This is a genomic window from Streptomyces sp. NPDC060064 (assembly GCF_042736455.1).
Taxonomy (GTDB): Bacteria; Actinomycetota; Actinomycetes; order Streptomycetales; family Streptomycetaceae; genus Streptomyces.
This window is the reverse complement of sequence record NZ_JBHWWF010000012.1, coordinates 137731-164477: the sequence shown is the minus strand read 5'-3', so window position 1 is coordinate 164477 and position 26747 is coordinate 137731. Positions and strand designations below refer to the sequence as shown.

At 70.3% G+C, this 26747-nt stretch carries 23 protein-coding genes and 2 tRNA genes; 22 read left to right on the top strand and 3 right to left on the bottom strand.

What is annotated here, in order from left to right; all coding sequences use genetic code 11:
• The first annotated feature begins 25 nt into the window (after positions 1–25).
• The 4 genes from ACFWDI_RS16880 to ACFWDI_RS16865 all read left to right on the top strand — a co-directional run bounded on the left by ACFWDI_RS16880 (position 26) and on the right by ACFWDI_RS16865 (position 3980).
• Positions 26–99, top strand: a tRNA-Ile gene (locus ACFWDI_RS16880).
• 157 nt (positions 100–256) lie between these two features.
• The gene (locus ACFWDI_RS16875) at positions 257–391 is read left to right on the top strand and encodes a DLW-39 family protein (protein ID WP_003958712.1); all 135 of its coding nucleotides are present in this window, start codon (positions 257–259) and stop codon (positions 389–391) included.
• A gap of 173 nt (positions 392–564) precedes the next feature.
• Complete coding sequence (locus tag ACFWDI_RS16870) at positions 565–2535, top strand: VWA domain-containing protein (RefSeq protein ID WP_385304660.1); 1971 nt, start codon at positions 565–567, stop codon at positions 2533–2535.
• Entirely contained in the window at positions 2532–3980 is a 1449-nt protein-coding gene (locus ACFWDI_RS16865) for a hypothetical protein (protein WP_385304658.1), read from the top strand. Before ACFWDI_RS16870 ends, ACFWDI_RS16865 begins: the two co-directional genes overlap by 4 nt.
• A gap of 29 nt (positions 3981–4009) precedes the next feature.
• On the opposite strand, the gene ACFWDI_RS16860 is transcribed toward ACFWDI_RS16865, so the two are convergent.
• Positions 4010–5392: a protein kinase gene (locus tag ACFWDI_RS16860; protein WP_385304655.1), complete on the bottom strand. Its 1383-nt coding sequence runs from the start codon at positions 5390–5392 to the stop codon at positions 4010–4012.
• 46 nt (positions 5393–5438) lie between these two features.
• A complete protein-coding gene (locus ACFWDI_RS16855) occupies positions 5439–5987 on the bottom strand; it encodes a DNA-binding protein (RefSeq protein ID WP_327324787.1) in 549 nt (182 codons plus the stop codon).
• 177 nt (positions 5988–6164) lie between these two features.
• Here ACFWDI_RS16855 and ACFWDI_RS16850 point away from each other — a divergent pair.
• From ACFWDI_RS16850 to ACFWDI_RS16830, 5 genes are all read left to right on the top strand, one after another.
• Positions 6165–6237: transfer RNA gene (locus ACFWDI_RS16850), tRNA-Ala, on the top strand.
• A 734-nt stretch (positions 6238–6971) separates the two neighbouring features.
• Entirely contained in the window at positions 6972–8120 is a 1149-nt protein-coding gene (locus ACFWDI_RS16845) for a stearoyl-CoA 9-desaturase (RefSeq protein WP_385304653.1), read from the top strand.
• Positions 8121–8153: 33 nt separating this feature from the next.
• A complete protein-coding gene (locus tag ACFWDI_RS16840; protein WP_362677379.1) occupies positions 8154–8636 on the top strand; it encodes a cobalamin-dependent protein in 483 nt (160 codons plus the stop codon).
• Positions 8633–10102: a methylaspartate mutase gene (locus ACFWDI_RS16835; RefSeq protein ID WP_385304652.1), complete on the top strand. Its 1470-nt coding sequence runs from the start codon at positions 8633–8635 to the stop codon at positions 10100–10102. The genes ACFWDI_RS16840 and ACFWDI_RS16835 overlap by 4 nt, the downstream gene beginning before the upstream one ends.
• Complete coding sequence (locus tag ACFWDI_RS16830; protein WP_385304649.1) at positions 10071–10988, top strand: quinone oxidoreductase family protein; 918 nt, start codon at positions 10071–10073, stop codon at positions 10986–10988. Before ACFWDI_RS16835 ends, ACFWDI_RS16830 begins: the two co-directional genes overlap by 32 nt.
• A 144-nt stretch (positions 10989–11132) precedes the next feature.
• On the opposite strand, the gene ACFWDI_RS16825 is transcribed toward ACFWDI_RS16830, so the two are convergent.
• Positions 11133–12182 (bottom strand): LuxR C-terminal-related transcriptional regulator, encoded by a 1050-nt coding sequence (locus tag ACFWDI_RS16825; RefSeq protein ID WP_385304648.1) that lies wholly within the window; start codon positions 12180–12182, stop codon positions 11133–11135.
• A gap of 158 nt (positions 12183–12340) precedes the next feature.
• On the opposite strand from ACFWDI_RS16825, the gene ACFWDI_RS16820 reads away from it, so the two are divergent.
• The 13 genes from ACFWDI_RS16820 to ACFWDI_RS16760 all read left to right on the top strand — a co-directional run bounded on the left by ACFWDI_RS16820 (position 12341) and on the right by ACFWDI_RS16760 (position 26719).
• On the top strand, positions 12341–13423 hold the full coding sequence (locus ACFWDI_RS16820; RefSeq protein ID WP_385304646.1) for an N-acetylneuraminate synthase family protein: 1083 nt from the start codon (positions 12341–12343) through the stop codon (positions 13421–13423).
• A 4-nt stretch (positions 13424–13427) separates the two neighbouring features.
• Positions 13428–14240 (top strand): SDR family oxidoreductase, encoded by an 813-nt coding sequence (locus ACFWDI_RS16815; RefSeq protein WP_362677389.1) that lies wholly within the window; start codon positions 13428–13430, stop codon positions 14238–14240.
• 25 nt (positions 14241–14265) lie between these two features.
• A complete protein-coding gene (locus ACFWDI_RS16810; protein ID WP_385304644.1) occupies positions 14266–16176 on the top strand; it encodes a transketolase C-terminal domain-containing protein in 1911 nt (636 codons plus the stop codon).
• A gap of 68 nt (positions 16177–16244) precedes the next feature.
• On the top strand, positions 16245–16919 hold the full coding sequence (locus tag ACFWDI_RS16805) for an RraA family protein (protein WP_327324796.1): 675 nt from the start codon (positions 16245–16247) through the stop codon (positions 16917–16919).
• The gene (gene rfbD / locus ACFWDI_RS16800; RefSeq protein ID WP_385304643.1) at positions 16919–17797 is read left to right on the top strand and encodes a dTDP-4-dehydrorhamnose reductase; all 879 of its coding nucleotides are present in this window, start codon (positions 16919–16921) and stop codon (positions 17795–17797) included. Before ACFWDI_RS16805 ends, rfbD begins: the two co-directional genes overlap by 1 nt.
• Positions 17798–17900: 103 nt before the next feature.
• Positions 17901–19244 (top strand): D-arabinono-1,4-lactone oxidase, encoded by a 1344-nt coding sequence (locus tag ACFWDI_RS16795; protein ID WP_385304642.1) that lies wholly within the window; start codon positions 17901–17903, stop codon positions 19242–19244.
• Positions 19241–19999, top strand: coding sequence for an HAD family hydrolase (locus tag ACFWDI_RS16790; RefSeq protein ID WP_385304641.1), 759 nt, complete (start codon positions 19241–19243; stop codon positions 19997–19999). Before ACFWDI_RS16795 ends, ACFWDI_RS16790 begins: the two co-directional genes overlap by 4 nt.
• The gene (gene ilvE / locus ACFWDI_RS16785; protein WP_385304639.1) at positions 19996–20964 is read left to right on the top strand and encodes a branched-chain-amino-acid transaminase; all 969 of its coding nucleotides are present in this window, start codon (positions 19996–19998) and stop codon (positions 20962–20964) included. The genes ACFWDI_RS16790 and ilvE overlap by 4 nt, the downstream gene beginning before the upstream one ends.
• Entirely contained in the window at positions 20961–21965 is a 1005-nt protein-coding gene (locus ACFWDI_RS16780) for a quinone oxidoreductase family protein (RefSeq protein WP_385304637.1), read from the top strand. The genes ilvE and ACFWDI_RS16780 overlap by 4 nt, the downstream gene beginning before the upstream one ends.
• The gene (locus tag ACFWDI_RS16775) at positions 21962–22810 is read left to right on the top strand and encodes an aldo/keto reductase (RefSeq protein WP_385304635.1); all 849 of its coding nucleotides are present in this window, start codon (positions 21962–21964) and stop codon (positions 22808–22810) included. Before ACFWDI_RS16780 ends, ACFWDI_RS16775 begins: the two co-directional genes overlap by 4 nt.
• 23 nt (positions 22811–22833) lie before the next feature.
• Complete coding sequence (locus ACFWDI_RS16770; RefSeq protein WP_385304632.1) at positions 22834–24093, top strand: ATP-grasp domain-containing protein; 1260 nt, start codon at positions 22834–22836, stop codon at positions 24091–24093.
• A complete protein-coding gene (locus ACFWDI_RS16765) occupies positions 24090–25391 on the top strand; it encodes an ATP-grasp domain-containing protein (RefSeq protein ID WP_385304630.1) in 1302 nt (433 codons plus the stop codon). Before ACFWDI_RS16770 ends, ACFWDI_RS16765 begins: the two co-directional genes overlap by 4 nt.
• Positions 25391–26719 (top strand): MFS transporter, encoded by a 1329-nt coding sequence (locus tag ACFWDI_RS16760; RefSeq protein WP_385304628.1) that lies wholly within the window; start codon positions 25391–25393, stop codon positions 26717–26719. Before ACFWDI_RS16765 ends, ACFWDI_RS16760 begins: the two co-directional genes overlap by 1 nt.
• The last annotated feature ends 28 nt before the right edge of the window (positions 26720–26747 follow it).

Here is a 26747-nt window from a genome sequence, read left to right as displayed (position 1 = left end):
TTCAGAGGTCAGCGCAGAGCGCGGCGGGGCTATAGCTCAGTTGGTTAGAGCGCATCCCTGATAAGGATGAGGCCACAGGTTCAAATCCTGTTAGCCCCACAGTTGTGATTCGGCCCGGACGGGGATTCTCCGTCCGGGCCGATCGCTTTGTCCGAGACCGGAGTTGGCGCGTACGCAGGTCACCGATCGGTATCGGTCGGTGTGTATAGTCGGGCGCCAGAAGTCCTCATACGTCAAGGAAAGACGAGGTCGCGCGGTGAAGAAGCTTCTCCTGGTCGCACTGGCCGCCATCGGCGGGCTCCTCGTGTACCGCCAGATCCAGGCGGATCGCGCCGAGCAGGATCTGTGGACGGAGGCGACCGACTCCGTGCCCGCAGGTTCGGGTGTGTGAGACGCAGCAGTCTTGAATCATGGAGCCCCGGTCGCTGAAGCGGCCGGGGCTTCGTGTTGCCCGGGCCCGGGGGCCGGTGCCGTTGCGGGACCGTGATGCTGCCCCTCTTGAGTTCACCTCCGCAAATCGCTAGATTGCATAAGCAAACTTGGGGTTTCGGGGAGGGGACACGGGTGAAGGCACGACTGGGTTGCCGGGCGACGGGGGCAACGATCGGCGCGGTGCTGCTCGCACTGGCGGCCGGGCCGCTGTCCGCCGCAAGCGCGGCCGAGCAGGCGGAGCGGGCCGGGCAGACAGAGCAGCCCGGGCAGGCGCAGCAGGCGGAGCGGGCCGAAGCGCCGGACGGGAAGAGTGGCCTGGTGATGGTGCTCGACTCCTCCGGCTCCATGGCCGACGACGACGGCACGGGCCGGACCCGGATGGAATCCGCCCGCACGGCGGTCGGAACCGTCGTGGACGCCCTTCCGGACGGCTTTCCCACCGGCCTGCGGGTCTACGGCGCCGATCGGCCCAAGGGCTGCACCGACACCCGGCTGGCCCGGCCCGTGCAGCCACTGGACAGGGCGGCCATGAAGCAGGCCGTGGGCGCCGTACGGCCCAAGGGCGACACGCCCATCGGACTGTCATTGCAGAAGGCCGCCCAGGACCTGCCGAGGCCCGCGGACGGTGCGATCGGGACGCGCACGATCCTGCTGGTCTCCGACGGCGAGGACAACTGCGGCTCCCCGCAGCCTTGCGAGGTCGCCGAGCAGCTCTCCAAGGACGGTGTCGGACTGCGCATCGACACTGTCGGCTTCCAGGTGCGGGGCGCGGCACGGCAGCAGCTGGAATGCATCGCGAAGGCGGGCAACGGCCGCTACTACGACGCGCCCGACGCCAAGGCCCTCGCCCGCCAGCTGCAGCGCTCCGCACAGCTGTCCGCGGACGGCTACCGCTTCCGCGGCAAGCAGGTCGAGGGCGCCCTGAAGCGGGACGCGGCGCCCGCTCTCGTACCGGGGCAGTATCTGGACACCATCGGACCCGGCGAGCAGCGCTATTACGCGGTCGACCTGGATGCCGAATCGACTGTGGACTTCTCGGCGACGGCGGTGCCGCAGCCCGGGGCGGCGGTCGACACCTTCGACGTCCTGCGTACCAGCATCGCGTACGGCACTGACAGTTCCTGCGGGACCAGCACCGAGCGCTTCTTCCAGAAGGAGGGCGCGACCCCGCTCACCTCGGCGGTCGCCCGGATCCGGAGCGAGAAGGGCACGGATGGCTGTGACAGGGCGGGGCGGTACTGGCTGGTCGTCGGGCGGGAGAGCAAGAAGGGCTCGGACGCCGCACGGTGGCCGCTGGAGCTGACGTACGGGGTGGAGAAGCCGCTGGCCAAGGATGTGACGCCCGCTCAGTCGCAGCCGGAGTACGGGGAGGGCGACAAGGACGCCCTGCTGCCGACCGGGGACCCTCGGGACGTGACGGGCGGCACCGGCTTCAACGACGCCAAGGAGCTCGGACAAGGCGTGTGGCGGGACAAGGTCCTGCCGTCGCAGACGCTCTGGTACAAGGTCCCGGTCGGCTGGGGACAGCAGCTTCGGTACGACGTGGAGTTCGCCAACGAGCCGACCGTGGAGGGCTCTTCCTCGGTGTGGTCCTACGGAGCCACGCAGGTCTTCACGCCGGACCGGGCGCCGGTCGGCGGCGGCACCGGGGAGTTCAGCCCGCAGAGCATCTACAACGGCCGGCCCATGGCGCTGGAGATGGGCACCGTGCCGGTTGCCTGGACCAACCGCCACGAGTCCAGCCCCAACGTCGTCCCGGTACACACCATGGGCGGCTTCTACATCGCCGTCACGCTGGGTGCGAAGGCGGCCGAAATCGCAGAGAACCCTCACATCGGCGTGGTGGTACGGGTGGCGGTGCTGGGCGACGAACTGGCAGGGCCGCAGCACGACGCTCCCGCCCTGGCGAGGGAGACGGACAAGCAGGGTGATTCGGCCGCCCGCGCAGACAGCGAAGGGGCCGCCGGGGCAGGATGGACCGGCACTGCGGCCGCGGCGGCGGCAGGCGGCGCGGTCATCCTGATCGCGATCCTGGTACTCGTACTGGCACGACGCAGGTCGGCCACGGGTACGGCCACGGACACAACAAGGAGAAGCGCGTGAAGAGGCAGCGCGGCAGAGGCCGGGCGACGCTGGCCTGCATGGCGGCGATGTGCGCGGTGGCGGCGCTGCCCGGGCAGTCGTGGGCGGCCGGTGAGCCGAATCCGTACACCTTCGACAGCGCGGCGAAGCCCGTCCAGGGCACGGCGTCCAACACCGCCGGGCCGCCCCTGAAGGCCGGATCGACCTACAAGGACACGATCAAGCCCCGCGAGAAGCGTTTTTACCGCATCGATCTGGACGGCACGACCAACGCGTACATCTCTGCGGCGGCCGTCCCGAAGCTGGCCACGAAGGTCGCGTACTCGGACAAGCTCACGGTGAGCATCGAGGACCGCTCGGGCGCCAAGTGCAGCGACAACTATGCCCAGTTCGGCTCCGCAGAATACGCCCGGCCGGTCGCCGCGTACGCGGACCGGACGATCGCCAAGGAGAGCGGCAACTGCCAGGAGGCCGGCACGTACTACGTCCTCCTGGAGCGGACCAGCGACGCGACCTCCACGCCTGAGACATGGGACGTCGAGTTGCGTTTCGCCTCCGAGCCCGGGCTGAAGGAGGCCGCTCCTACCGCACCGCCCGAGACCTGGCCCTCCGCATCGCCGGCGGCACCCGCAGGCGGCCCGGAGAAGCGCCCGGGCGGCACGAGTTTCACGGACGCCACCAGCCTGAAGCAGGGCGAGTGGCAGGACGAGATCACCCCGGGCCAGACGCTCTTCTACCGGGTGCCGGTGAACTGGGGACAGCAGATCTTCGCCAGCGCCGACCTCGGTACGACCACGGCGGCCGACAGCGCCCAGAGCGTCAGCCAGGCCTTTGTGCTGTCCTTGCACAACCCGGCCCGCGGGTACGTGCAGAACAACGGGAACGTGTACTACGACGGCAAGCAGAAGTCGGTCGCGCTGGACCCGCTGCCTCCGGTGGCGTACGAGAACCGGTACGACTCCGACAGCGCCATCAGTGCCATGCGCTTCGCCGGCTGGTACTACCTGTCGGTCACGCTCAACCCGAAGATCGCCGAGGAGTACGGCAATAAGGCGATTCCGCTGACTCTGCGGGTGAACATCGAGGGCGAGGTGCAGCACGCCCCGGCATACGCGGGGCCGGCCGGGGACTTCGAGGTCACCGAGGACGACCAGGAGGCGGCGGACAGCGGGAAGAGCGCTCCCGAGGCGGCGAAGAGCGACACGATGAAGCTGGTCGCTGCTGCGGGGATCGGCGCGGGGACCGTGCTGGTGCTGGGGCTCGGGGCGTGGACGCTGCTTGCGCGGCGGCGGACGGCTGCGGTGCCGGAGGCATCCGCTCAGTCTTCGGCGCAGGGGCCGGCGCAGGGGCAGATGCCTGGGCAGCTACCCGGGCAGGTGTCGATGTACGGGCAGACGCCGGGGCAGGGTCAGGACCAGGCACCCGGCCAGGCGCCGGGGCAGTACGGACCGCCCCCCGCCTGGTAGTTCAGGCCCGGTGGTTCAGGCCCGGTGGTTCAGGCCTGGGTCAGCGCCCAGATGCCGACCGCGAAACAGAACAGCGCAATGAACAGCACCGGGACCGCAACCTTCGGGGGCGGTCCCGGTCGCTTGTGGGCCGCCTGCGGAATTGGTGCGTGCGAGAACGGAACCTGCGGGCTCTGAGCGGTGTAAGCACGAGTAAGAGCGTGTTCGTACTGCACCGGAGCAGTCGGGGCGGTCTGCGCGGTCGGGGACTGCGCGGGATGTTCGAGCGCCGGAGTGTGAAGGGGGGAGGCGCTGTGCACCGGTACGGGTGTGGGCGTGGGGGTCGGCGTTGGTTCCGCAGCCGCAGGCATGGGGGGAGGCGTGGACGGCTGTGCCGTGTACGGGAGTTGTGCGGGCGGCTGCTGGGGTGGCGGAGCCAGATGGAAGCTTCCCGTCTCCGACGGCGGGAGCGGCTGCTGCACGGGAGCCTGGGCGGACTGTTGTACGGGCGCCTGAGCGGCCTGCCGGCCTGCCTGGGGGTCCGTTGCGTGGCCGGTGGGGCCGGTGGGGCCGAATCCGGCGGGAAGCGGCCCGATCTGGTCGAAGACCTCGACCGGCTCTTCGTCGGCGCCGGCGTCCGGAAGCATCTCGACGGCGGCCGTGAGCGCCTTGCGCGCTCCCGTGGCGGTACGGAACCTGACCTGCGGATCGGGCTGCAGCAGACCGGCAAGCACCTGCCACAGCGGCTCCGGGATGCCTTGGGGAGCGCCCGGGGTGCCGTTGTTGGCGAAGTGCTCGACCAGAGCCCTGGAGTCGGGCTTCTGGCCCTGGAGGAGATAGAGCGCGACCAGACCGACCGCAAAGAGATCGGCCGTGAAGTCCGGCTCGGCACCGAGCATCTGCTCGGGCGCGAAATAGCCGGGCGTGCCCACCACGTAGTTGGTCTCGGTGAGGCGCGGCTCGCCCTTGCGCATGGAGATCCCGAAATCGGACAGCCGTAGATGCGGCCGCCCGGTTCCGGTCGCCTCGAGCAGGATGTTGGCCGGCTTGATGTCGCGGTGCACGACCCCCTCCGCATGCACCGCGGCCAGTCCGGACAGCAGCTGATCGAGCAGGGTGCAGACAAAGCGGGGCGGCAGCGGTCCGTAGTCGCCGATGACGTGCGCCAGCGATCCGCCGCTCACCAGATCCATGGTGAACAGCACCTTGTCGTCGTCCGCGGCCCAGCTGGCCGGGGCGAGGACATGCGGGTGATCGATCCGCAGGGCCTGCTCGCGGACGAAGCGCAGCAGCGTGTGCGCATCGCTCTGCTGCAGCACCTTGGCTGCGACATAGCGTCGGCGCCGGTGGTCCCAGGCACGCCAGACCGCGCCGACACCACCGCGTCCGATCGGGTCGATCAGTTCATACCGACCAGCGAAGACCTCACCCATTGCGCTGCGCCCGCTCCCCGTTCCCTAGTGAGGCCTTCCGCCTCGGTCAGCTCTGGTGCGACTCGTAGTGGGCGACCGCGTCGGCGGTGCGCCCCGCGCCGTACACCCGGAGGAACTCTGCCAGTTCCGGGTGGCTCGGTGCGAGGGAGTCCGCCGCATCGATGATGTCGCCCGCGGCCGCCACCGACCGCAGCAGCGACTGGATCTCGCGTACGACACGGCGCACCGTCGGCGCCCCCGAGCTGCTGGTGCTCTGGCTGGTGCCGGTCAGAACGGAGCCGCCCTGCGACTTCTTGACCTCTTCCATCCGGTCGGTGGCCTCGACCGCGCTGACACTGCCGTCGGCGACCTGACTCGCCAAGTCCTGCAGCGCCTGGACTCGTTGGACCACCGCGGGGTTGCCGATCTTGGCGCGCTGGCCGCTCATCAGCTGGGAGAGCATCGGAGCCGAAAGACCGAGCACCGCCGCGAGCCGGGCCTGATTCAGACCCAGATCATCGATGAGCCGGCGGAAGAGCGCCCCCAGCGGCTCTCCGTACCAGCTGCGCTGCAGCTCTCTGGCTCTTGCGGTCGTTTCCTGCTGAGCTGCGTCCATCGCGTCTCCCCATCGCTTCCCCAAGCGGGCTTCGCTGCTGCGAACCACGTCGAGCATCCTACGGAGAGTGGTCGCCGACCGGGAGTCCCAATCCTTTTGCAGAATCCCGGGGGTGACCCGGTACTCTGGTCTGCGGCGGTGGCCGAGGATGTTGTGCTCGGTCGTGCCCACCCATCCGGGGCCTTAGCTCAGTTGGTAGAGCGCTGTCTTTGCATGGCAGATGTCAGGGGTTCGACTCCCCTAGGCTCCACACCTTGAAAACCCCCTCTGACCTGCGGAAACGTAGATCGGTGGGGAGTTTTGCCCGATAGTGCAGACGTGAAACGGTCCGCATCATGATCATGATGCGGACCGTTTCGCTGTGTCCGGTGGCCTTTGGGCGATGTCCGGTGGCGCTGTTGCCCAAGCCGACTTCCGTGCGGTGGCCCCCGGGCCTGGGACGGGGGCGGCACGGTGATCAGCGGCCTGCGGGACTGCGGACCGTGCGACGTTGGCCCGCCCGTTCTGTCCAAGTCCACTTCTGGCCTGTCTCTTTGTGGACATCGCATTCCCGCGTCCCGTCCTGCCCATTGGTGACAGTATTTGGGCCAATTGCAATTCGCCGCTGTCGACAGGCGGCCAATTGATGGGGGAAACGCATGTCAGGTCGTATTCACCTGGCCGCGATCGCGGCATTCACGAGTGTGCTGATCACAGGCGGTGGCGCTGCAGCCTCGGCCGCAGGTGGCGGCACCGTATGGGGCAGTGTGCGTCCGGCTTCCGGGGGTGTTGTCGCTGATACGGGATGGGACGTTCCTGTTCCGCATTCCGGCGGATTCACCGATGACACAGGGTGGGACTGAAACACCTGAGGTTTCGGCGTGAGTGATCCATCGGCCCGGGCGGGGGGAATTCCGGCCCGGGCCGTGTGACGGAAACTCCGAGAGGGGCAGGATGGCGGCCGAGTCACCACGGTCGGAGCGAACCGACGAGAACTACGGGGGAATGGACCCCCGGGAAACGATGCGGGTCCTGCCCGGATTTCTGCAGCACCGGCTGACATTGTTCACTGGAAAACCAATTATTGGCCAGAAATCGCCCGGGTGGACTCCCAGCTACCACCTGATCGCCGCCGCGGGGGCGATGGCGGCCGGTGCCGCCCTCTCCGCCGCGGCCTGGACGCTGGCGGGCTGGTGGCTGCTCCTGCTGCCGGCCGGCTGGGCCGTCACGCTGCACGGTATGCGCAATCTGCGCATGATGATCTTCCACCAGTGTTCGCACCGCAATATGTACCGCCGCCGCACCGCCGACCTTGTCATCGGCCGGGCCGTCTCCTCCGTGCTGGTGATCCAGAACTTCGAGCGCTACAGCCGCGAGCATGTGGCCGACCACCACGCCGCGCACCACATGACGCTCCGCGACCCCACCGTGCAGGCCTTCCTGATCAGCCTGGGCCTGACGCCGGGGATGACGCGGGAGGCGATGTGGCGGCGGGTGCTGGGCAGGATGTTCTCGCCGCTCTTCCACCTCCAGTTCGCGGTGGCACGGGCGCGGTCCTTCTGGAGCGCCTCGGCGTCGGCCGAGAAGGCCACGGCGGGAGTGCTGTACGGAGGCCTGACCGTCGCCACCGCCGTCACGGGCACCTGGCCCGCCTTCCTGGTCGTGTGGTGCGTGCCGCTGATTCCGCTGTTCCAGATGAGCAACATCCTGCGGCTCTGCGTGAAGCACACCTTCCCCCCGGTCGGCACCGAAGTGCGGCGTGGCCGGGAGTACTTCGCGAGCCTGACCAACGCCATATTCATCGGCGAGGCCGCACCCGCGCGGCAGGGGGCCGGCGCGTGGTGCCGGTGGACGGTGCGGATGCTCTTCGTGCACGCCCCTGCCCGCTACCTGGTGCTCACCGGTGACACCGTCGTGCACGACTACCACCATCGGTATCCGGCGAGCAGGGAATGGCACGACTACCTCTTCGCCCGGCAGCGCGACCTGGAGACGGGGCACCACGGATGGCCCGCGTACGAGCACGTCTGGGGGCTCGTCCCGGCGATCAACAGGGTCTTCGACTCGATCGCCGTGGCGGACCCGGAGGAGTACGACGCCGGGCGCATCGCCTCGGTGAGCAAGCGGGAACTCTTCGCCGCGTTCGACGACTGACGGGCCGGCATCAGCCATCAGGAACGGATCACCATGACGGAGCAGCCGGTGCACCAGCACGATCAGAACCAGGAGCGACGGTCGGTCATCCTCGGCGTCGCCGCCAGTGACGCGCACGCCGTGGCCAACCATCTCATCGCCCACTCCCTGCGCAGTATCGGCTTCCAGGTGATCAACCTGGGTACCTGCACCCCCGTGAGTGAGTTCGCGGCCGCCTGCGCCGAGCACCCGGAGGCCGAGGCGGTGATCATCGGCAGTCTCAACGGTCATGCCCAGGAGGATCTGCGGGACCTGCCGGCGGCCAAGAAGTCCGGCGCCATCGCCTGCCCGGTCGTGCTCGGCGGGAACCTCTCGGTGGGCAGCCACAAGGAGACCGCCGCGCTGGACAGGCTGTACGCGCTCGGAGTGGACCACATCCTCGATGACCCCTCCGAACTCCCCGACGTACTCGACCGGTTGCGTGACGAGCGAAGGTCTGCCGCCGACGCAGCCGCCCGGTCGCGCGCCGCGTCATGATCGACGGAGCACGGCTGCCGCCCCTCGCGGAGTCGGTCGGCTACATCCGGTCGCTGGGCAAGGAGTCCGCAGCCGACGTACTGTCCCGGGCCCGGGAGTCCGGCCGCCTGGCGGTGCAGCCCCGCTGCGGGGTCGGCAGCCACGACGCCATGCGCGAGCTGCTGACGGAGCTGGCCGCGGAGGGCGCCCCCGATCTGCTCACCATCACCATCGACTCCCACACCCGGCTGGGCAACTTCGAGCGGGCCCGCCGGCTCGCCCATCTCAGCCCGCGCGAACTCAACGGCTATCCACTGGTGGCACACGGCTGGCAGCGCGGCCGGGAGCTCAACGAGTCGGTGGCCCCGCCGCTGCAGATCCGGCACGGTTCCCCCGACGCACGGCTGATGTTCGAGGTGGCGGTGGCCGCCGGCATCACCTCGTTCGAGGGCGGTGGCATCTCGTACAACCTGCCCTACTCCAAGGACGTCCCGCTCGCCGATTCGCTCGCCGCCTGGGATGTGGTGGACCGGCGCTGCGGCGATCTCGCGGAGCTCGGGGTCGTCGTCGACCGGGAGCTGTTCGGCACCCTCACCGCGGTGCTGGTGCCGCCCTCCGTCAGTCTCGCCATCAGCGTGCTCGAGGCAGTCTTCGCCGCGCGGGCCGGGGTGCGGTGCATCTCGATGGCGTACCCCCAGGGCGGACAGCTCGCCCAGGACGTCGCCGCGCTGCGGGCGATTCCGCTGCTGGCCGAGCGCTATCTGCCCGACGGCGTGGACGTCCACGCCGTACTCCATGAGTTCATGGGAGTTTTCCCCAAGGAGCGGGGCAACGCCGAGGACCTGATCTTCTACGGGGCGCTGGTCGCCAGGCTCGGGGGCGCGTCCAAACTGCTCACCAAGACCTACCAGGAGGCGTACGGCATCCCGGACGCCGCGGCGAACGCGGCAGGCATCCGGCTGGCCCAGCGCGCCAATTCCCCGCTGCTCGGCTTTGTCGCGCCGAACGAGGAGGAGACTGCCGAGGAACTGGGCTGGATCCTGGCGGAGGTGGCGGAGATTGTGGAGCCCGTCCTCGAACGGCCCGACACGAAGGCCGCGGTGATCGAGGCCTTCGCCGACGGCCGGCTGGACATCCCCTTCAGCGCCAGCAAGCACGCCCGGTCCGAGGTGATTCCCCGACGGGACGCCTCGGGAGCGATCCGCTACCTCTCGGCCGGCCGGCTGCCGCTCTCCGGACGCAGCCTGCGCCGCCATCGCGAGCAGCTGCGCGCCGGTCCGGGCGCGGCGCCCGCGATCGGCTCGCTGCTGGCCGAACTCACCGGTGACATCAACTACTTTCCGCTGTTGTTCGGTGAGACTTCCGGGAGTACCGGAGCGAAGCCGCGTGACAAGCCCTTGGGAGGACCCCATGAAAGCCGTCCGAGTACACCGGCCGGGAGGACCCGAGCAGCTCGTGCCCGAGGAGCCGGCGCCGCCCGTCCCTGAGCCCGGCCAGGTCCTGGTGCGCAACGACGCGGTGGGCGTCAACTTCATCGACGTGTACTACCGCGACGGCAGTTACCCCAGCGAACTCCCTTTCATCCCCGGGCAGGAGGCCGCCGGCACGGTCATGGAGACCGGCGAGGGTGTCACCGGCTTCGCGCCGGGCGACACCGTGGCCTACGCGACCCACCGCGGCGCCTACGCCCGGACCGCGGCGGTGCCCGCGGGCAAACTGGTCCCGGTGCCCGACGGGGTTGTGGCGCGCGATGCCGCCGCCGTGCTGCTGCAGGGCCTGGCCGCCCACTATCTGACCCATGACACCCACCCGGTCGGCGCGGGCGAGACGGTCGTGGTGCTGGCCGCCGCGGGCGGCCTCGGCCGACTGCTGGTGCAGCTGGCGGCGCACCGCGGTGCGACGGTGGTCGCGGTGGTGTCCGGTGCGGAGAAGGAGAAAGCGGCCCTGGAGTCGGGAGCCCGGCACGCCCTGCGCTACGAGGGCTTCGGCGAGCGGGTGCGCGAGCTCACCGGTGGCGCGGGCGCGCAGGTCGTCTACGACTCCGTGGGCGCGGCCACGTTCGAGGACAGTCTGCGTGCGCTGGGGCGGCGCGGGATGCTCGTGCTGTGCGGGGCGTCCAGCGGGCCGGTACCCCCGCTCGACACGGGGCTGCTGCGCTCCGGCGGATCTCTGTATGTGACGCGGCCGACGCTCGGCGACCATGTGCCGGACAGCGACGCGCTGCGGGCCCGCGCGGCGCAGGTCTTCGCCCTGCTCGCGGCGGGCGCGATCCGGCCGCTGGTCTCGCGGGAGCTGCCGCTGGAGCGGGCGGCGGAGGCACACCGTCTCCTGGAGGACCGCGCCACCATCGGGAAGCTGCTGTTGCTGCCATGAGCGCTGAGCGCTGAGCGCTGAGGTCTGAGCAATGAGCGCAAGAGGTCCGAGCGCCGAGATCTGACCGCCGAGGTCTGAAGACACGTGTGGCCGCCGGTTTCGCCGGCGGCCACCCGCTCGTTTCGGGAGGAAGGCGGGTCCGGATCAGTTGGAGTCGGCAGCCCCGCTGTCCATCTGCGGGCTGGGTTCCGGCTTGACCAGGCCCTGCGCTGCGGCCCGTACCCCGGCCTGGAAACGGCTGGTGGCGCCGAGTTCATCCATGATGCCCGCCATGTAGCGGCGGCAGGTGCGGGTCGCCATGCCCAGCTTGCGGGCGATGACGTCGTCCTTGAGCCCGGTCGCCATCAGCCGCAGTATGGACGTCTTGATCTCTTCCGAGGTACTGGTGTATTCGACATCGCGCGGGTCGTAGGGACTGGCGGAGAGCCACATCTTGTCGTGCATACGCCATAAATGGCCGACGGTGGTCTCATCCGTCACGATCGCGGCCCCCGGCGGGCGACCGCCCACCCGCTCCTGTGGAACGAAGGCCGTCGACCGGTCGAAGATGATTAACCGCTCGTAGATCTCCTCGGCCGTGCGCACCTCGGCTCCCAGGTCGGTGACCTTGCGGGTGTAGGTACGGGTGGCCAGGTTGGCGCGTGCGGTGTGCTGGTAGAGGATCCGCATGGTCACGCCCCGTTCCAGCATCGCCGTGTCACGGGCGACGGCCTCGTTGAGCGCCTCGGGGCTGCGTCCACCACCGGGCTGAATGGTGAACGCCTCACTGGTGCAGCTGCGGGTGGCGGCGGCCAGTTCGCGTCGCACTTCCGCCGGGTCCTCGACCAGCCGCACGGTGGGTGCGCTCTGATGGAGCTGCCGGTACTTGACGTAGATCGGGGCGATCGACCGCATCTGCCGGTGGATCTGGGCGAGTTGCTCGCGGCGTTCGCTGATGCCGGCCTCCAGATGGGCGGAGAGTTCGGCTTCGGCCACTTCCGGGTTGGCGGGGACCGGCGGCTGGTCCGTGCCGGGGAAGATCAGCAGTCTCATCTGGGTCAGTACGGTACGAATGCGCACGGCCTCGGCTGCATCGCACGAGAGTTGCTCGGCGATGTCGCTGTCGGTGAAGACGCCCCGCCGTACTGCGTGGTCGTACGCGGCTACACAGGAAGCGTCCAGTTTGGGAGCATTTTGCCGGTTTGATGTCGCCATATGCCCGTTCCGTCCGAGTCCACTAGTGGACTGGCCATCTTAGGACAGCGCTATACCGCCTGTATTCCTTTTGTCGTGGCCTCGCCGATGGCAGAGTTGCGCTCGGGCCCGCGGAATGTCGTCGAGTAATCCGGAATTGGAAGGAAGACGGCACAGGTATGCGCGAACTTGAGATATCAGACCGCCGAATAGCCGATGACACCGAGGCGTACGTCATCGCCGAGATCGGGCACAACCACGAAGGCAGCCTGGAGAAAGCGGAAGAGCTCTTCCGGCTGGCTGCAGCGGCCGGAGCGTCGGCAGCGAAACTTCAGAAGCGCGACAACAAGGTGTTGTTCACGCGCGAGATGTACAACCAGCCGTACACCGGCCGCAACAGCTACGGCGCCACTTATGGCGCACACCGTGAATTTCTGGAGTTCGGGCGCGACGAGTATCTGCACCTCGCCAAGCTGGCCCAGGAGCTGGGCATCGATTTCTTCTCGACCGCATTCGACATGCCGTCTGTGGATTTCCTGATGGAAATCGATCTCCCGGCGATCAAGATCGCCTCCGCGGACCTCACCAACACCCCGCTTCTCGCCTATGCCGCCAAGACCGGCAAGGCACTGGTCGTCTCCACCGGCGGTGGGACGATGGACGAGGTCAGGCGGGCCGTGGACACGATCCTGCCGATCAACGACCGGCTTGCGCTGCTCCAGTGCACCGCCGTCTACCCGGCCGGCGCCGAGGATCTGCATCTGTCGGTGATCGAGACCTACCGGCGGGAGTTCCCCGACGTGGTGGTCGGCTTCTCCGGCCACGATCTGGGCAACGAGGCGAGCTGCCTGGCGTACGCCGTCGGCGCCAGGGTGATCGAGAAGCACTTCACCCTCGACCAGACCCGTCCCGGCAGCGACCACCACTTCTCGCTCGACCCGCCACTGCTGGCCGATCTGACCGCGTCCCTGGAGCGCACGCGCCGGACGCTCGGTTCGCCGGAGAAGATGTGCAGCGAGCGCGAGGCCCCGGCCGTGCGCAAAATGGGCAAGAAGCTCGTGGCGGTCCGCGATCTGCCGGCCGGCCACACGGTCACCGCCGAGGACGTCATCGCCAGGTCACCGGGCGACGGCATGAAGCCGTACCGGCTCGACGAGGTGCTGGGCCGCACGCTGCGCGAACCGCTGTCGGCCGACGGTGCCTTCGCGCCCGAACTGCTCGACAGAGCCGACACGGCCGCCGGCGTAGGACGGGCGGGCTGACGCCGTGCTGTCCGACCTGACCGGCAGAACCGCTGTGGTCGCCGGGGTGGGCGGCAAGCTCGGCAGGGTGTGGACCAAGGCGTTTCTGCAGGCGGGTTCCGATGTCTTCGGGTTCGACCGGGTCGAACCCGAAGAAGAGGTGCTCAAGGAGTTCACCGAGCACAGCCAGGAGGAGGGAGCCGGCCGGTTCGCCTTCCACTACGGGGACGTCACCGACCGGAGCAGCGTCCAGCGTGCCCTCGACGAGTGCCTCGCCCGGCACGGCCCGCCCAGCATCCTCGTCAACAACGCGGGCATCGACCAGCCGCCGTCCGCCGCATCGGGCAGCTGGCTGTTCGAGGACATCCCGGAGGAGCTCTCCAGCGCTGTTCTGGACGTCAACGCGGCGGGGGTGCTGCGCACCTGCCAGGTGTTCGGCACGGAAATGGCCCGGCGCGGGCGCGGCTCGGTGATCAACATCGGTTCGCTGTACGGAAGCGTGGCGCCGGACCCGCGCTTCTACGACCACATCGAGCTGGATCCGCCGTTCCTCAAGCCGCCCGCCTACGGCATGTCCAAGGCCGGAGTCGCCGCTCTGACCCGCTATCTGGCCACCTTCTGGGGGCCGTCCGGGGTCCGGGTCAACACCTTGTCGCCCGGCGGCGTACTGGGCGGGCAGGACCCGCAGTTCCGCGAGAAGTTCACCGCCCGCGTCCCGCTGCGACGGATGGCCACCGAGGACGACCTCGTCGGGCCACTGCTGTTCCTCGCCTCCGACATGAGCCGGTACGTCACCGGGACCGAACTCGTCGTCGACGGCGGGTTCGTGTGCTGGTGACCACCCACGACCAACGGAGTCAGCCATGACCACCACCCTGCACTGGGTGCCGGCGGCCGAGTTCGCCCGCGTACGGGAGGGGATCTCCGATCCGTACGACGGCTCGCGTGCTGTGAGCGCACTCAGCCGGATCAACACCCTCTACATGATCATGCGGGCCGGGTCCGGGCACCTGGGCTCCAGTTTCAGTGCCGCCGATATCGTCACGCACCTCCATGTCCACGAGATGCGGCGGCCGTTCGAGGACGACGGTGACGTCTACTTCTCCTCCAAGGGCCATGACGCACCCGGTCTGTACGCGGCGCTCATCGGCCTCGGCGCACTCGACGAGAATCTGGTGCACGGGCTGCGCCGGATCGACGGGCTGCCCGGACACCCCGATGTGCACACCCCGCACATGCCCTTCAACACCGGCTCCCTCGGTATGGGCATCTCCAAGGCCAAGGGCCTGATCCTCGCCGACCGGCTGCACGGCCGGGACCGCCGCATCTACGTGCTGACCGGCGACGGCGAGCTCCAGGAGGGCCAGAACTGGGAGGCGCTCGCCGGAGCCGTACGACACGGGATGCGCGAACTCACCGTCGTCGTCGACCACAACAAGATCCAGTCCGACACCTGGGTGGCCGACGTCAGTGATCTCGGCGACCTGGAGGCGAAGTTCCGCTCCTTCGGCTGGGGGACGCTGCGCTGCGACGGCAATGACCCGCTCGAGCTGGAGGCCGTCTTCCGCAAGCGTGCGGAGAGCTTCCCCGACGGGCCGGCGGTGATCATCGCCGATACGGTCAAGGGCGCCGGCTGCGAGACGTTCGCCGCCACCACGTCCCTGCGGGACGGCGAGTGGATGTACCGCTTCCACAGCGGTGCGCCCTCCGCCGAGGACCACCGTTCCGCATACGCCCAACTGAGCGCCACAGCGACCGAGCTGCTGGACCGCCACGGCCTCGGGCCGCTGCGGGTCGAGGACGTGGTCCCCGGTCCCGTCCCGGCTGTCGAGGTGGCCGCGAAGCGGCTGCCGCAGGTGTACGGCGAGGCGTTGGTGGAGCTGGCACGCCGGGACGTGCGGGTCGTCGCGCTCGACGCCGACCTGGTCCTGGACACCGGACTCATCCCCTTCTCCGAGGAATTCCCGGACCGCTTCTTCGAATTCGGGATCGCCGAGCAGGACATGGTGTCGGCGGCGGGCGGCCTCGCCGCGGGCGGGCAGCTGCCCTTCGTCCACTCCTTCTCCTGCTTCCTGCACTCGCGGCCCAACGAACAGATCTACAACAACGCGACCGAGGGCCGCAGGGTCGTCTACACCGGCTCCCTCGCCGGTCTGCTCCCGGCCGCACCCGGCCACTCCCACCAGGCGGTACGGGACATCAGCGCCCTCGGCGCCGTACCGGACCTGCTGGTCCTGGAGCCGGCCAACGCGGCCGGGGTCCGGGCCGCCGTCGAGTTCTGCGCCACCGCCGAGGAGAGCGTCTACCTGCGAATGGTCAGCGCGCCCGTACGCAGCGAGGTCGACGCACTGCCCGCGGTGCCGCTTCGGGCCGGCCACGGCCGGGTGATACGGGAGGGCGGGCGCACCGTCGCCGTCGGCTCGGGACCTGTCGTCCTCGCGCAGCTGCTGTACGCGGCCGAACTGTTGACCGCCGACGGCATCGAGCTGACGGTGGTCGAGCTCCCCTGGCTCAACCGGGTCGACCCCGAGTGGCTCGCCGAACTGGCCTCCGGGGCCGACACATTGACCGTCGTCGAGAACCACTACACGCAGGGCGGGCAGGCAGACACTCTCGCCCGCGCCCTGCTGGAGCTGGGCCTGGCCGCGACTCCCCGCTTCCACGGGATCGGCCTCACCGAGGTTCCCCGCTGCGGCACCGAGTCGGAGGCACTCGCCGCGCACGGCCTGGACGCCGCGGCGCTCGCCGCCGCACTCCGTAACGACACCCGCTGACACCGGCTGACACCCGCTGAGACGCGCCGATCCGCGCCGAAATCCGCGCTGAACAGGAGTACGTACTGATGGAAACCGTCTACAACGACCTCGTACGGCCGCCCAAGGAGATCGTGGACGCCTTCCGCGCGGTCCTGGACGAGTACAGCCCCAGCTGCCTCGTGACCGACGCCCGCCGCCGCGTCGGCGCGATCGGCGGCTTCCAAACCGTGCGCCACGAGCACAAGGTCGTCGGCCCCGCCCTCACCGTGAACCTCTCCATCGACGACCTCGTCGACTGCATGCCGGTACTTGCCCGCGCCCAGCCCGGCGACATCGTCGTCGTCGCCTGCCACGGCACCCCGCTCACCGCCATGTGGGGCGGGCTGATGTCCACCCTCTCCCTGAAGGCCGGGATCGGCGCGGGCATCGTCGACGGCGCCGTGCGTGACGTCGACGAGATCCGCGACCTGGACTTCCCGCTCTGGTACCGCTCCACCGTTCCGCGGCCCTCGCCGACCGCCGTGCACGACCGCACCGAGCCGGTCCAGGTCAACGTCCCCGTCGTGGTCGGCGGCCAGGTCATCAACCCCGGCGACATCCTCGTCGCGGACGAGAACGGCATCGCAGTCGTCCCGCCCGCGCTCGCCGAGGACGTACTGGAGGGCACCCGCCTCAACATCGGCAAGGAGCGCACCATCCGGGAGAAGATCTCCTCCGGCGCGACCGTGCTGGAACTGCTCGAAGAGTTCGGTCACCTGTGATGGGTGCCCCCACGCGGCTGTATCTGACCGGGGCGGACGGCATGCTGGGCACCGCCCTGGCCGCCGCCCTGGCCGCCGACCCGGCGACCGGCGGCTGGGACGTGCACGGCGTCTCGGTCAAGGACTTCGACATCGCGGACGCGGCAGCGGTCGGCCGCTCCATCGGGGAGTTCCGTCCCGATGTCGTCGTCCACACCGCCGCGCACGCCGTCGTCGACGACTGCGAGCGGGACCCCGGGCTGGCGCTGCGTGTCAACATCGCGGGCGTGCGCAATGTGGCCGACGCGTGCCGGCGTGCCGGCAGCCGGCTGGTCCACATCTCCAGCGACTACGTCTTCGACGGGGCCGCCCCGCCGGACGGCGGCTACCGGGAGACCGACCTGCCCAGCCCGCTGAGTGTGTACGGGCTGACCAAGCTGGCCGGCGAGCGCATCTGTGGCCTGCTGGGCGACCGGGCGCTGTCCGTACGCACCTCCTGGCTGTTCGGCGGGGCGGACGAGCGGGTGGACGTGGTGCTGGCCGCACTGCGGCTGGCCGCCGCCGGTGAGCCGGCCGCGCTGGTCGCGGACCAGTACAGCCTGCCGACGTACACCGGGGACCTGGCGCGGGCGCTGGTGTTCCTGCTCACCCGTCCCGAGCCGGTGGCCGGCACCGTCCATGTCGCCAACGCGGGTACGGCCAGCTGGTACGACGTCGGCCTGGCCATGCGCGAACTGCGCCCCGACATGCCCGAACCGAAGCCGCTGACCATGGCGGAATGCGGCTTCGTCGGCGGCCGGCCGCGCGACTCGTCGCTGTCCACCGAACGGCTGGCCGCCCTGGGGCTGACCCTGCCGCACTGGCGGGACGCCCTGGAACGGTTCTGCGCCCGGCACTGACCCGGAGTTCGAGCAGATCAGTCCGAGCAGATCAGAGTCCGAGCAGATCAGAGTCCGAGCAGACCAGAGTCCGAGCAGACCAGAGTCCGAGGAGAGGAATACGGTGCAGCGATCCACCTGGCGCACCTGGTCCGGCACGGTCGGCTGCGCTCCCGCGCAGCTCGTCCGCCCCACCGGCGAGGACGAGATCGTCCAGGCGGTACGGGCCGCCGCAGGCAGCGGACTGACCGTGCGGGCGGCCGGTACCGGCCATTCGTTCAACCGCCTGGCGACCACGCCCGGCGTGCTGCTCGACCTCACCTCGTACTCCGGGGTCGTCGCCGTGGACCGCGCGGCCGGGGAGGTCACGGTCCGCGCCGGCACCCCGATCGGCGTCCTCTGCAGGGAACTCGACCGCCAGGGACTGGCGCTGGAGAACATCGGCACTCTCGCCGAGCAGACCGTCGCGGGCGCCCTGTCCACCGGCAACCACGGCACCGGACTGGCCCATCCGCCGCTGTCCGGCCAGGTCACCCGGGTCCGGCTGGTCACCGCCGACGGCGTCGCCCGGGACGTCGGCCCGGGTGACGACCCCGACCTGTGGGGGAGCGTACGGACCGCGCTGGGCACCCTCGGCGTACTCACCACCGTCACACTGCGCTGTGTGCCCGCGTTCAACCTCCGGCTGCGGCTGCACTCCGAGCCGCTGGACGCGCTGCTCGAGCGCTTCACACACTGGGCGGGGCAGAGCGAGCACCCCAGCCTCAACTGGCTGCCCTGGACCGACCGGGTGAGCGTGCGCTCCATCGATCGCACCGACGAACCGGCCACCCCCCGGGCCCCGTTGCGCCGTTATGCGTCCACTCTCGACGAGGTGCGCTGCGGGATCACCGGGCAGGCCGGCCGGGTCGGCGGCGCGGGCACGGTGCCCTGGCTCACCAGCCGCGTCGGCGGCCTGTGGCCCGACTCCCCGTACATCGACACGAGCCACCGGGTCTTCACCTTCCCGCAGCCGGTGCGGTTCCTCGCCATGGAGCACGCACTGCCGCTGGCGCGCACCGCCGACGCGCTGCGCGCCCTGCGGCCCGTGCTGCGCAGGCTGGGCGCGTACTCCCCGTACTCGGTACTGGTACGGGTCAGTGCGGGCGACGACCTGCCGCTCAGCCTCGCGCACGGCCGCGACACCGGCTATGTCAACGTCACCGTGCCGCGGACCGCGGGCCAGATCGAGATTCTGCGCGCCGCCGAACATGTGCTGCGCGAGTACGAGGCCCGCCCGCACTGGGGCAAGGCGCACACGGCGACCGCCGAAGTGCTCGCGCCGCGCTATCCGCGCTGGAAGGACTTCCAGCGGATACGGACGCTGCTCGACCCGGCCGGGGTGTTCTCCAACGAGTACGCGGACAAGGTCCTCGGCCCGGTGCCGGCCACCGCACGCGACAGGGCACCCGCAGGGGCGGCCCAGTGACGGCGGCCGCGGCACCCGGCGCCGTACTCCTCGACTTCGACGGCCTGATCTGCGACACCGAGAGCGCGGGACACCGCGCCTGGCGGGAGATCTACGCCGAGTGCGGCCTGGAGTTCCCGGACGGGCTGTGGCGTTCCATGGTGGGCCGCGCCGACGGCGAACGGCTCGCCGCCGGCCATCTCGCGGACCTGATCGGCGGTGGGGACACGCCTGCCCTGGTGGCCCGCCGGAAGCAGCGCAAGCTGGACCTGTGCCGGAGCGAGCCGCTGCGGCCGGGGGTACGCGAACTGCTCGACGCCGCCCGGGACGGCGGGGTGCCGGCCGTCGTGGTCTCCAGTGCGCCGCACGCCTGGGTGGCTCCGCATCTGGACCGGCTCGGGGTGCGGGACCGCTTCGCGTTCCTGGTGACGGGCGATCTGACGGACCGCCACAAGCCGCACCCGGACCTGTACGAACTGGCGTTGAGCCGCCTCGGCTGCCCGCCCGCCCGGGCCGAGGCATTCGAGGACTCGGCGATCGGGGTACGGGCCGCCCGCGCCGCAGGAGTGCGCTGTGTCGCCGTGCCCAACGCGGTCGGTGATCCGGCGGAGCTCGTCCATGCCGACGCCGTACTGCCCTCGCTGATCGACTACGACCCGAGCCACTACGACCTGAACGACTACGACCCGAGCCACTACGACGTGACCGGCCCCGACCCGACCCGTTACGACCCGCAGGCGGACGGCGTCCGCACCGAAGGGACACCCGCCGTATGACCACCGCAGCCGCACTGGAGGCCCTGGCCAGCCCGGACGCCTCGAACCCCGAGTGGATCTGGCGCTCCGGCGAGCTCGTGCCCTGGGAGCAGGCCGCCGTTCATGTCAACGCGGTCGGCCATGCCTCGGTCGCCGCCGTCTTCGAAGGCATCAAGGCCTACCTCGCCGCCGACGGCCAGCGGCTGCTGGTCTTCCGGCTCGACGACCATCTGCGCCGGCTAGCCGACTCCGCCCGGCTCTGCCGCCTCTCCCTGCCGTACTCCGCGGCGGAACTGCACCGGGCCGTCGTGGAACTGCTCACCGTCAACGGCTACCGGCAGGACGCCTATCTGCGGCCCTGGGCCTTCCCCGGCGGCATCATCAGGGAGCAGATGGTCCCGGCCGACGCGGTCTGCGAAGTGATCGTCGACTCCTGGCCGTTCCGCAGCGCCCTGGACACCGAGCGTGGCTGCCGCGCCGCAGTCAGCTCCTGGCTGCGGGTCGGCGAGTCCTCGATGCCACCGCGCGCCAAGGCGTTCTCGAACTACCACAACGGCCGGCTCGCGATGATGGAGGCCAGGGAGAACGGCCACGACTGGCCGGTCATGCTCAACGAGCGGCACAAGGTCAGCGAAGGCGCGGGCGCCTGCCTCGCCCTGGTACGCGACGGAGTCGTCGCCACCCCCTCACTCAGCAGCGGCGTCCTGCCGGGCATCACCCGGGACACCGCGCTCGTCCTGCTGCGCGGTCTCGGCCTGCCGGTCGAGGAGCGCGAGGTGGACCGCAGCGAGCTGTATCTCGCCGACGAGATCTTCTTCATGGGGACGGCGTGGGAGATCCTGCCCGTCACCACCATCGACGGGCTGACGGTCTCCGACGGCACGCCCGGCCCGGTGACCCGCAGGCTCTCCCAGACGTACGGCCGGCTGATGCGCGGCGAGGACGACCGTTTCGCCGAGTGGATCACGGAGGTTCCGCTGTCGTGAAGGCCGTGCTGGTACGGGAGTTCGGCGCGCCCGAGGTGTTGCGCGCCGAGGAGGTGGCAGACCCGCGTCCGGCCGCCGGGGAGCTGCTGGTCGCGGTCGAGGCGGCCGGCGTCAACTTCATCGACGTCTACCGGCGGTCGGGCGCCTACCCCGGTCCACTGCCGTTCGTCCCGGGCGCCGAAGCGGCGGGCGTCGTCATCGCACTCGGACCGGAGACGGACGAAGCTGCCTGCCGCCACCGGCTCGGCGACCGGGTCGCGTGGGCCAACCAGCCCGGCGGCTACGCCGAACTCGCAGTGATCCCCGCCCACCGGGCCGTGCCCGTCCCGGACGACCTCACCTGCCGCTCCGCGGCCGCGGTGCTGCTGCAGGGCATGACCGCCCACTACCTGACCCACGACACCTACCCCGTGCGCCCCGGCGACACCGTGCTCGTGCACGCGGCCGCAGGTGGGATGGGGCTGCTGCTCACCCAGCTGGCGCGGCTGCGCGGCGGCCGGGTGATCGGCACCGTCTCCACCGCCGAGAAGGAGAAGGCCGCCCGCGCGGCCGGCGCCTGGCAGGTCCTGCGGCACGGCCAGGACGACATCGCCGCGGCCGTACGGGAGCTGACGGACGGAGAGGGGGTCGCCGCGGTGTACGACGGGGTGGGCGCCCCCACCTTCGACGCGAGTCTGGACTCACTGCGGCCCCGCGGCACCCTGGCGGTCTTCGGCCAGGCCGGCGGCCGGGTGCCGCCGGTGGACCTGCAGCGGCTCAACGCCGCGGGTTCGGTGTTCGTCACACGGCCGAATCTCGACCACCACATTGCCACTGCTGGTGAACTGGCTCACCGGGCCGCCGACGTCTTCGGACTCGTCGCCGACGGCCGGATCGACCTACACATCGGCGGCAGTTTCCCGCTGGAGCGGGCCGGGGAGGCCCACAGGGCCCTGGAGAGCCGCGCCTCCACCGGGAAGCTGCTCCTCACCACCAGCACCACGAACGGAGACACACCATGAGTGACCAGCCGGCCACCTTCGCCCTCGGCGGCGACCTCCCTGTCCACCGTCTCGGCTTCGGAGCCATGCGGCTCACCGGCGACGGCAACTGGGGCCTGCCCGACGATCCCGAGGGCGCGCTCAAGGTCGCCCGCCGGGCGGTCGAGCTGGGTGTCGAGTTCATCGACACCGCCGACGCCTACGGCCCGGCAACCAACGAGATGCAGCTCGCCGAGGCTCTCCACCCCTACCAGGACGGCCTGGTCATCGCCACCAAGGCGGGCCAGAGCCGGCCGTCCCGGCGCGAGTGGAAGCCGCTCGGCCGTCCCGAATACCTGCGCCAGCAGTGCGAGTTGAGCCTGCGGTGGCTGCGCGTGGAGCGCATCGACCTCTTCCAGCTGCACCGGATCGACCCGCAGGTGCCGGCCGCCGACCAGTTCGCCGCCCTCGCCCAGCTGCAGAAGGAGGGCAAGGTCCGCCACCTCGGCCTCTCCGAGGTCACCGTCGAGCAGATCGAGGAGGCAAAGGCCTACTTCGACGTGGTCAGCGTGCAGAACATGTTCAACCTGACCGACCGTTCGCACGAGGCCGTACTCGACTACTGCACCCGGGAGAACATCGCCTTCATCCCGTGGCTGCCCATCGCACGCGGCGAGCACGCCGCCCCCGGCAGCCCGGTCGCCGGTATCGCCCGGGAGCTCGGCGCCACCCCCGCCCAGGTGGCGCTCGCCTGGCTGCTGCGCCGCTCGCCCGTGGTGATCCCGATCCCGGGCACCTCCTCCATCGCCCACCTGGAGGAGAACATGCGCGCCGCCGAGATCGAGCTCACCGACGACCAGTTCGCGCGCCTGTCCCAGCTGACCTGACCGGAAGGCAGAAGACCACCGCCATGAGCATCCTCGTACTCCACAAGAAGAACCTCAGCCGCCGCCGTCATCTGGCCAGGGCCCAGCAGTACGCCCACGAGCACGGTGAGCGTCTGCTGCTGGTGATGAAGGACCCCGAGTGGGAGGCGGAGTACGTCGACCGGGTCGTCATCGCCGACACCAGCAGCATCGACGAGACGCTGGCGGCGGTGAAGGCCCTCGCGGCCGAGGAGAGCGAGGCGTTCTCCGCGGTGGTCACCTTCGCCGAGGCGCCCGTGCCCTCGGCCGCCCGGGTGGCGGCCGAGTTCGGGCTGGTCTCGGTGAGCGAGCAGACCGCGCGGCTGGCCCGCGACAAATGGGTCATGCGCGAGGCGTTCGCGGCCGGCGGCGTACCGCAGCCCCGCTACGGCATCGCGCACTCCCTCGACGAGGCCCGTGAGATCGCCCGCCACACCGGCTTCCCGCTGGTGATGAAGCCGGTGCTGGGCACCGGCAGCATGTTCGTACGCAGCGTCGACAACCAGGACGAGCTCGACGAGCACTTCGAGTTCTTCCTCAAGGGCGCCTGGGACGGCTTCACCTACGACCCGCTGCACAGCGCCGCGCACCAGGAGTACGAAGGCGGTCTGCTGCTGGAGGAGTTCGTGCCCGGCGCCGAGATATGCGTCGAGTCGCTCGTCCACGACGGCACCACCCGCACTCTCGCCATCCACGACAAGCCGCTGCCCACCGGGCCCACCTTCGAAGAGGTGTACGCCTGCACCCCGACCCGGCTCCCGGAAGCCACAGTGCGGGCGGTCGAGGAGGCCACCGTGGCCGTACACCGCGCGCTGGGCATCACCACCGGCGCCACCCATGTGGAGTTCCGGCTGCGCGGTGACGCCGAACCGGTGGTGCTGGAGGCCGCGGCCCGGATGGGCGGCGGCCCCATCTACCGGTCCGTCCTGCTCTCCACCGGCGTCGACATGGTCGAGGCGGTGCTGGACCTCGCGAGGGGGCGGGCGCCGCGCATCGAGCCCAAGGAGCGGGCCACCCCGGTCGGCTTCTGGAACATCTTCCCCGACAGGGCGGGCACGTTCACCGGCGCCGTCGGCCTCGACGAGGTGAGTGCCGACCCGCGCGTCGACGAGGTGCAGATCTACAAGACGCCGGGCGACCAGCTGCTCGTACCGCCGCAGACCTTCCAGGGCCACGGTCACCTCATCTTCACCGTGGACACCGAGGACGAACTCGACCCGGCCTTCCGGGAGATGACCACCACCCTTCGACTGGAGACCGAATGACCAGCCCCACCAGCACCAGGCGCCGTATCGCCGTCGTCGGCGGGCACTCCCACTCGGTGATGTCGGCGAAGGATCTCGACCTCGACGTGGTGCTGGTCCATATGCCCGGCATGTACGAGGAGATGCTGCAGGACCACTGCGAGCGCATCGTCCACGCCGACCTGTCCGACGCCGGCGCGTTGCTGGACGTACTGCGCCCGCTGCACGAGGAGCGCCCCTTCGAGCGGGTGCTCACCACCAGCGAGGCCGGGGCCGTCCCCACCGCCGTCGTCGTCGAGGAACTCGGTCTGCCGGGCAACAGCGTGGCCGCGGTACGCGCCCTGTACGACAAGGTGCTCACCCGCGAGGCGCTCGCCCGGGCCGGCGTCAGCCCGGTCCGGTACCAGGTCGTCGAGAGCGCGGAGTCCCTCACCGCCTTCCTGGAGACCATCGGCGGCCGGATCGTCGTCAAGCCCGTCGACGGCACCGCCAGCGCCGATGTGCACATCCTGGACGACAAGGAGGCGGCGACGGCTGCCTGGGACGCGCTCAGCGCCGCCGGCTACCCCAGGGCGCTCGCCGAGGAGTTCCTCGACGGCCCGGTCATCAGCGTCGAGGCGTTCTCCTTCGGCGGCCGCCATCTGCCGGTCGCCCTGATGACCTCGGTGCTGGACGAGTACCTGGTGGAAATGGAGCACTCCATCCCCGGGGCGTACGGCGCCGAGTGGACCGGCGAGCTGCACGCGCAGACCGTCGCCCTGCTCAACGAGGTCGGTCTCCAGGAAGGCCCCACCCACACCGAGTTCATCCTCACCCCGGACGGCCCGCGCATGCTGGAGTCCCACAGCCGCATGGGCGGCGGCGGCACCCCCTCCATCCTGCGGCGCGCCTACGGACTGGACTTCTCCCGGATGTTCCTGTCCGTCCCGCTCTCCATCGAGGAACTGCCCGAGCACGCGCCCCAGGCGGTGGGCGCCGGCCACATCCGCTTCTTCGCGCCCGAGCCCGGCGTGATCACCGGCTTCGACGGGATCGAGCGGCTGACGGAGTCCGGCATCGAGGTGCGGCAGGCGCCGGTCGGTACGAAGCTGCCCGGAGTGCCGGGGCTGGTGGAGCTCTCCGGCGCCGACACGGGTGTGCTGCTGCAGATGAACGTGGGCGACACCGTGCCCGCGATCCGGGCCGGCTGGGACCGGGCCATGGGATACGTCATCGCTACCGGCAAGGACACGCCGGACGCCGCGCGCCGCTGCGCCGAGGTCGACGAGATCCTCCGCTTCCACACCGCCCCGGCCGCGGACGGAGCGCGGGACGCCTGATGACCACACCGAGGAAGACCGGCAGCGACGACGCGGAGACCGCCGACAGCAAGGACGCGGCGGCCGCCGACAGCGCGGACGCGGAAGCCTCCGACAGCACCGAGACCGTGCCGCTCCTGCGCGACCACGACTTCCGGATGCTGTTCGCGGCGGCCGTGGTCAGCAAGGTCGGCACGCACATCGGCTACATCGCCCTGCCCCTGGTGGCCATCGAGGCACTCGACGCGTCACCGGGCCAGGTCGGCCTGCTGGGCATGCTGTCCACCGTCGCCTTCCTCCTCATCGGGCTGCCGGCCGGGGCCTGGGTGGACCGGATGCGCTACCGCCGGGTCATGATCTTCACCGACCTGGTGCGTACCGCGCTGCTCGCCTCCGTGCCCGCCGCCGCCTGGCTGGACCTGCTCACCATCGAGCAGCTCTACGCGGTGGTGCTGCTGTCCGGCTGCGCCACCGTCTTCTTCGACGTCGGGGCCCAGAGCTATCTCCCCCACCTCGTCGGCCGGGACCGGCTGGTCCAGGCGAACGCGCAGCTGGGCGCCTGGGACGCGGCACTCCAGGTGGGCGGCAGGGGCGGCGGCGGCTTCCTGGTGGGGGCCCTCACCGCCCCGGTCGCCGTGCTCGCCAACGCGTTCGGCTTCCTGTGCTCCGCGCTCTGCCTGACCCGGATCCGCAAGCAGCAGGACAAGCCGTCCCACATACGGAAGAACCTCGCCTCGGAGATCGGGGAAGGTGTCCGGTTCGTCTTCGGCCATGTCGTACTGCGGCCGGTCGCACTGGCCGGGGCCTGCACCAATCTCTCCGTCTTCGCCATCACCACGATGATCCCGGTGCTGTTCCGCGACGAACTGGACCTCTCGGTGTGGACCGTCGGCCTCTTTCTCTCCGTCGGCGGCGTCGGTGTCTTCCTGGGCGCGCTCGCGGCCCGCCGGGTGGGAGAGCGCCTCGGCGCCGGCCGGGCGCCCTGGATCCTCGGTCTGTCCACCGCCCCCTTCGCGCTGGCCGTACCGCTGTTGGTGGACCGTGGCGGGTGGCTCTGGCTCACGGCCGGCTGCTGGCTGCTGGTCACGATCCGCATGGGCGTCGACAACGTGCTGATGGTCAGCTTCCGCCAGCGCGTCACCCCGGACGCGCTGCTGGGCCGGATGAACGCCACCATGCGCTTCCTGTTCACCGGGGCGCTGGCGATCGGCGCGGCGCTCGCCGCGCTCATCGGCGAGTACGTCTCCGTACGTGCCGCCCTGGGGACCGGGGCCGTGGGCCTGGCCGTCGCCTGGCTGCCGGTGTTCCTCTCCCCGCTGCGCACGATGCGCGAACTGCCCTCCGAATAGACCGCACCGCATCAGCACCGCACGGCAC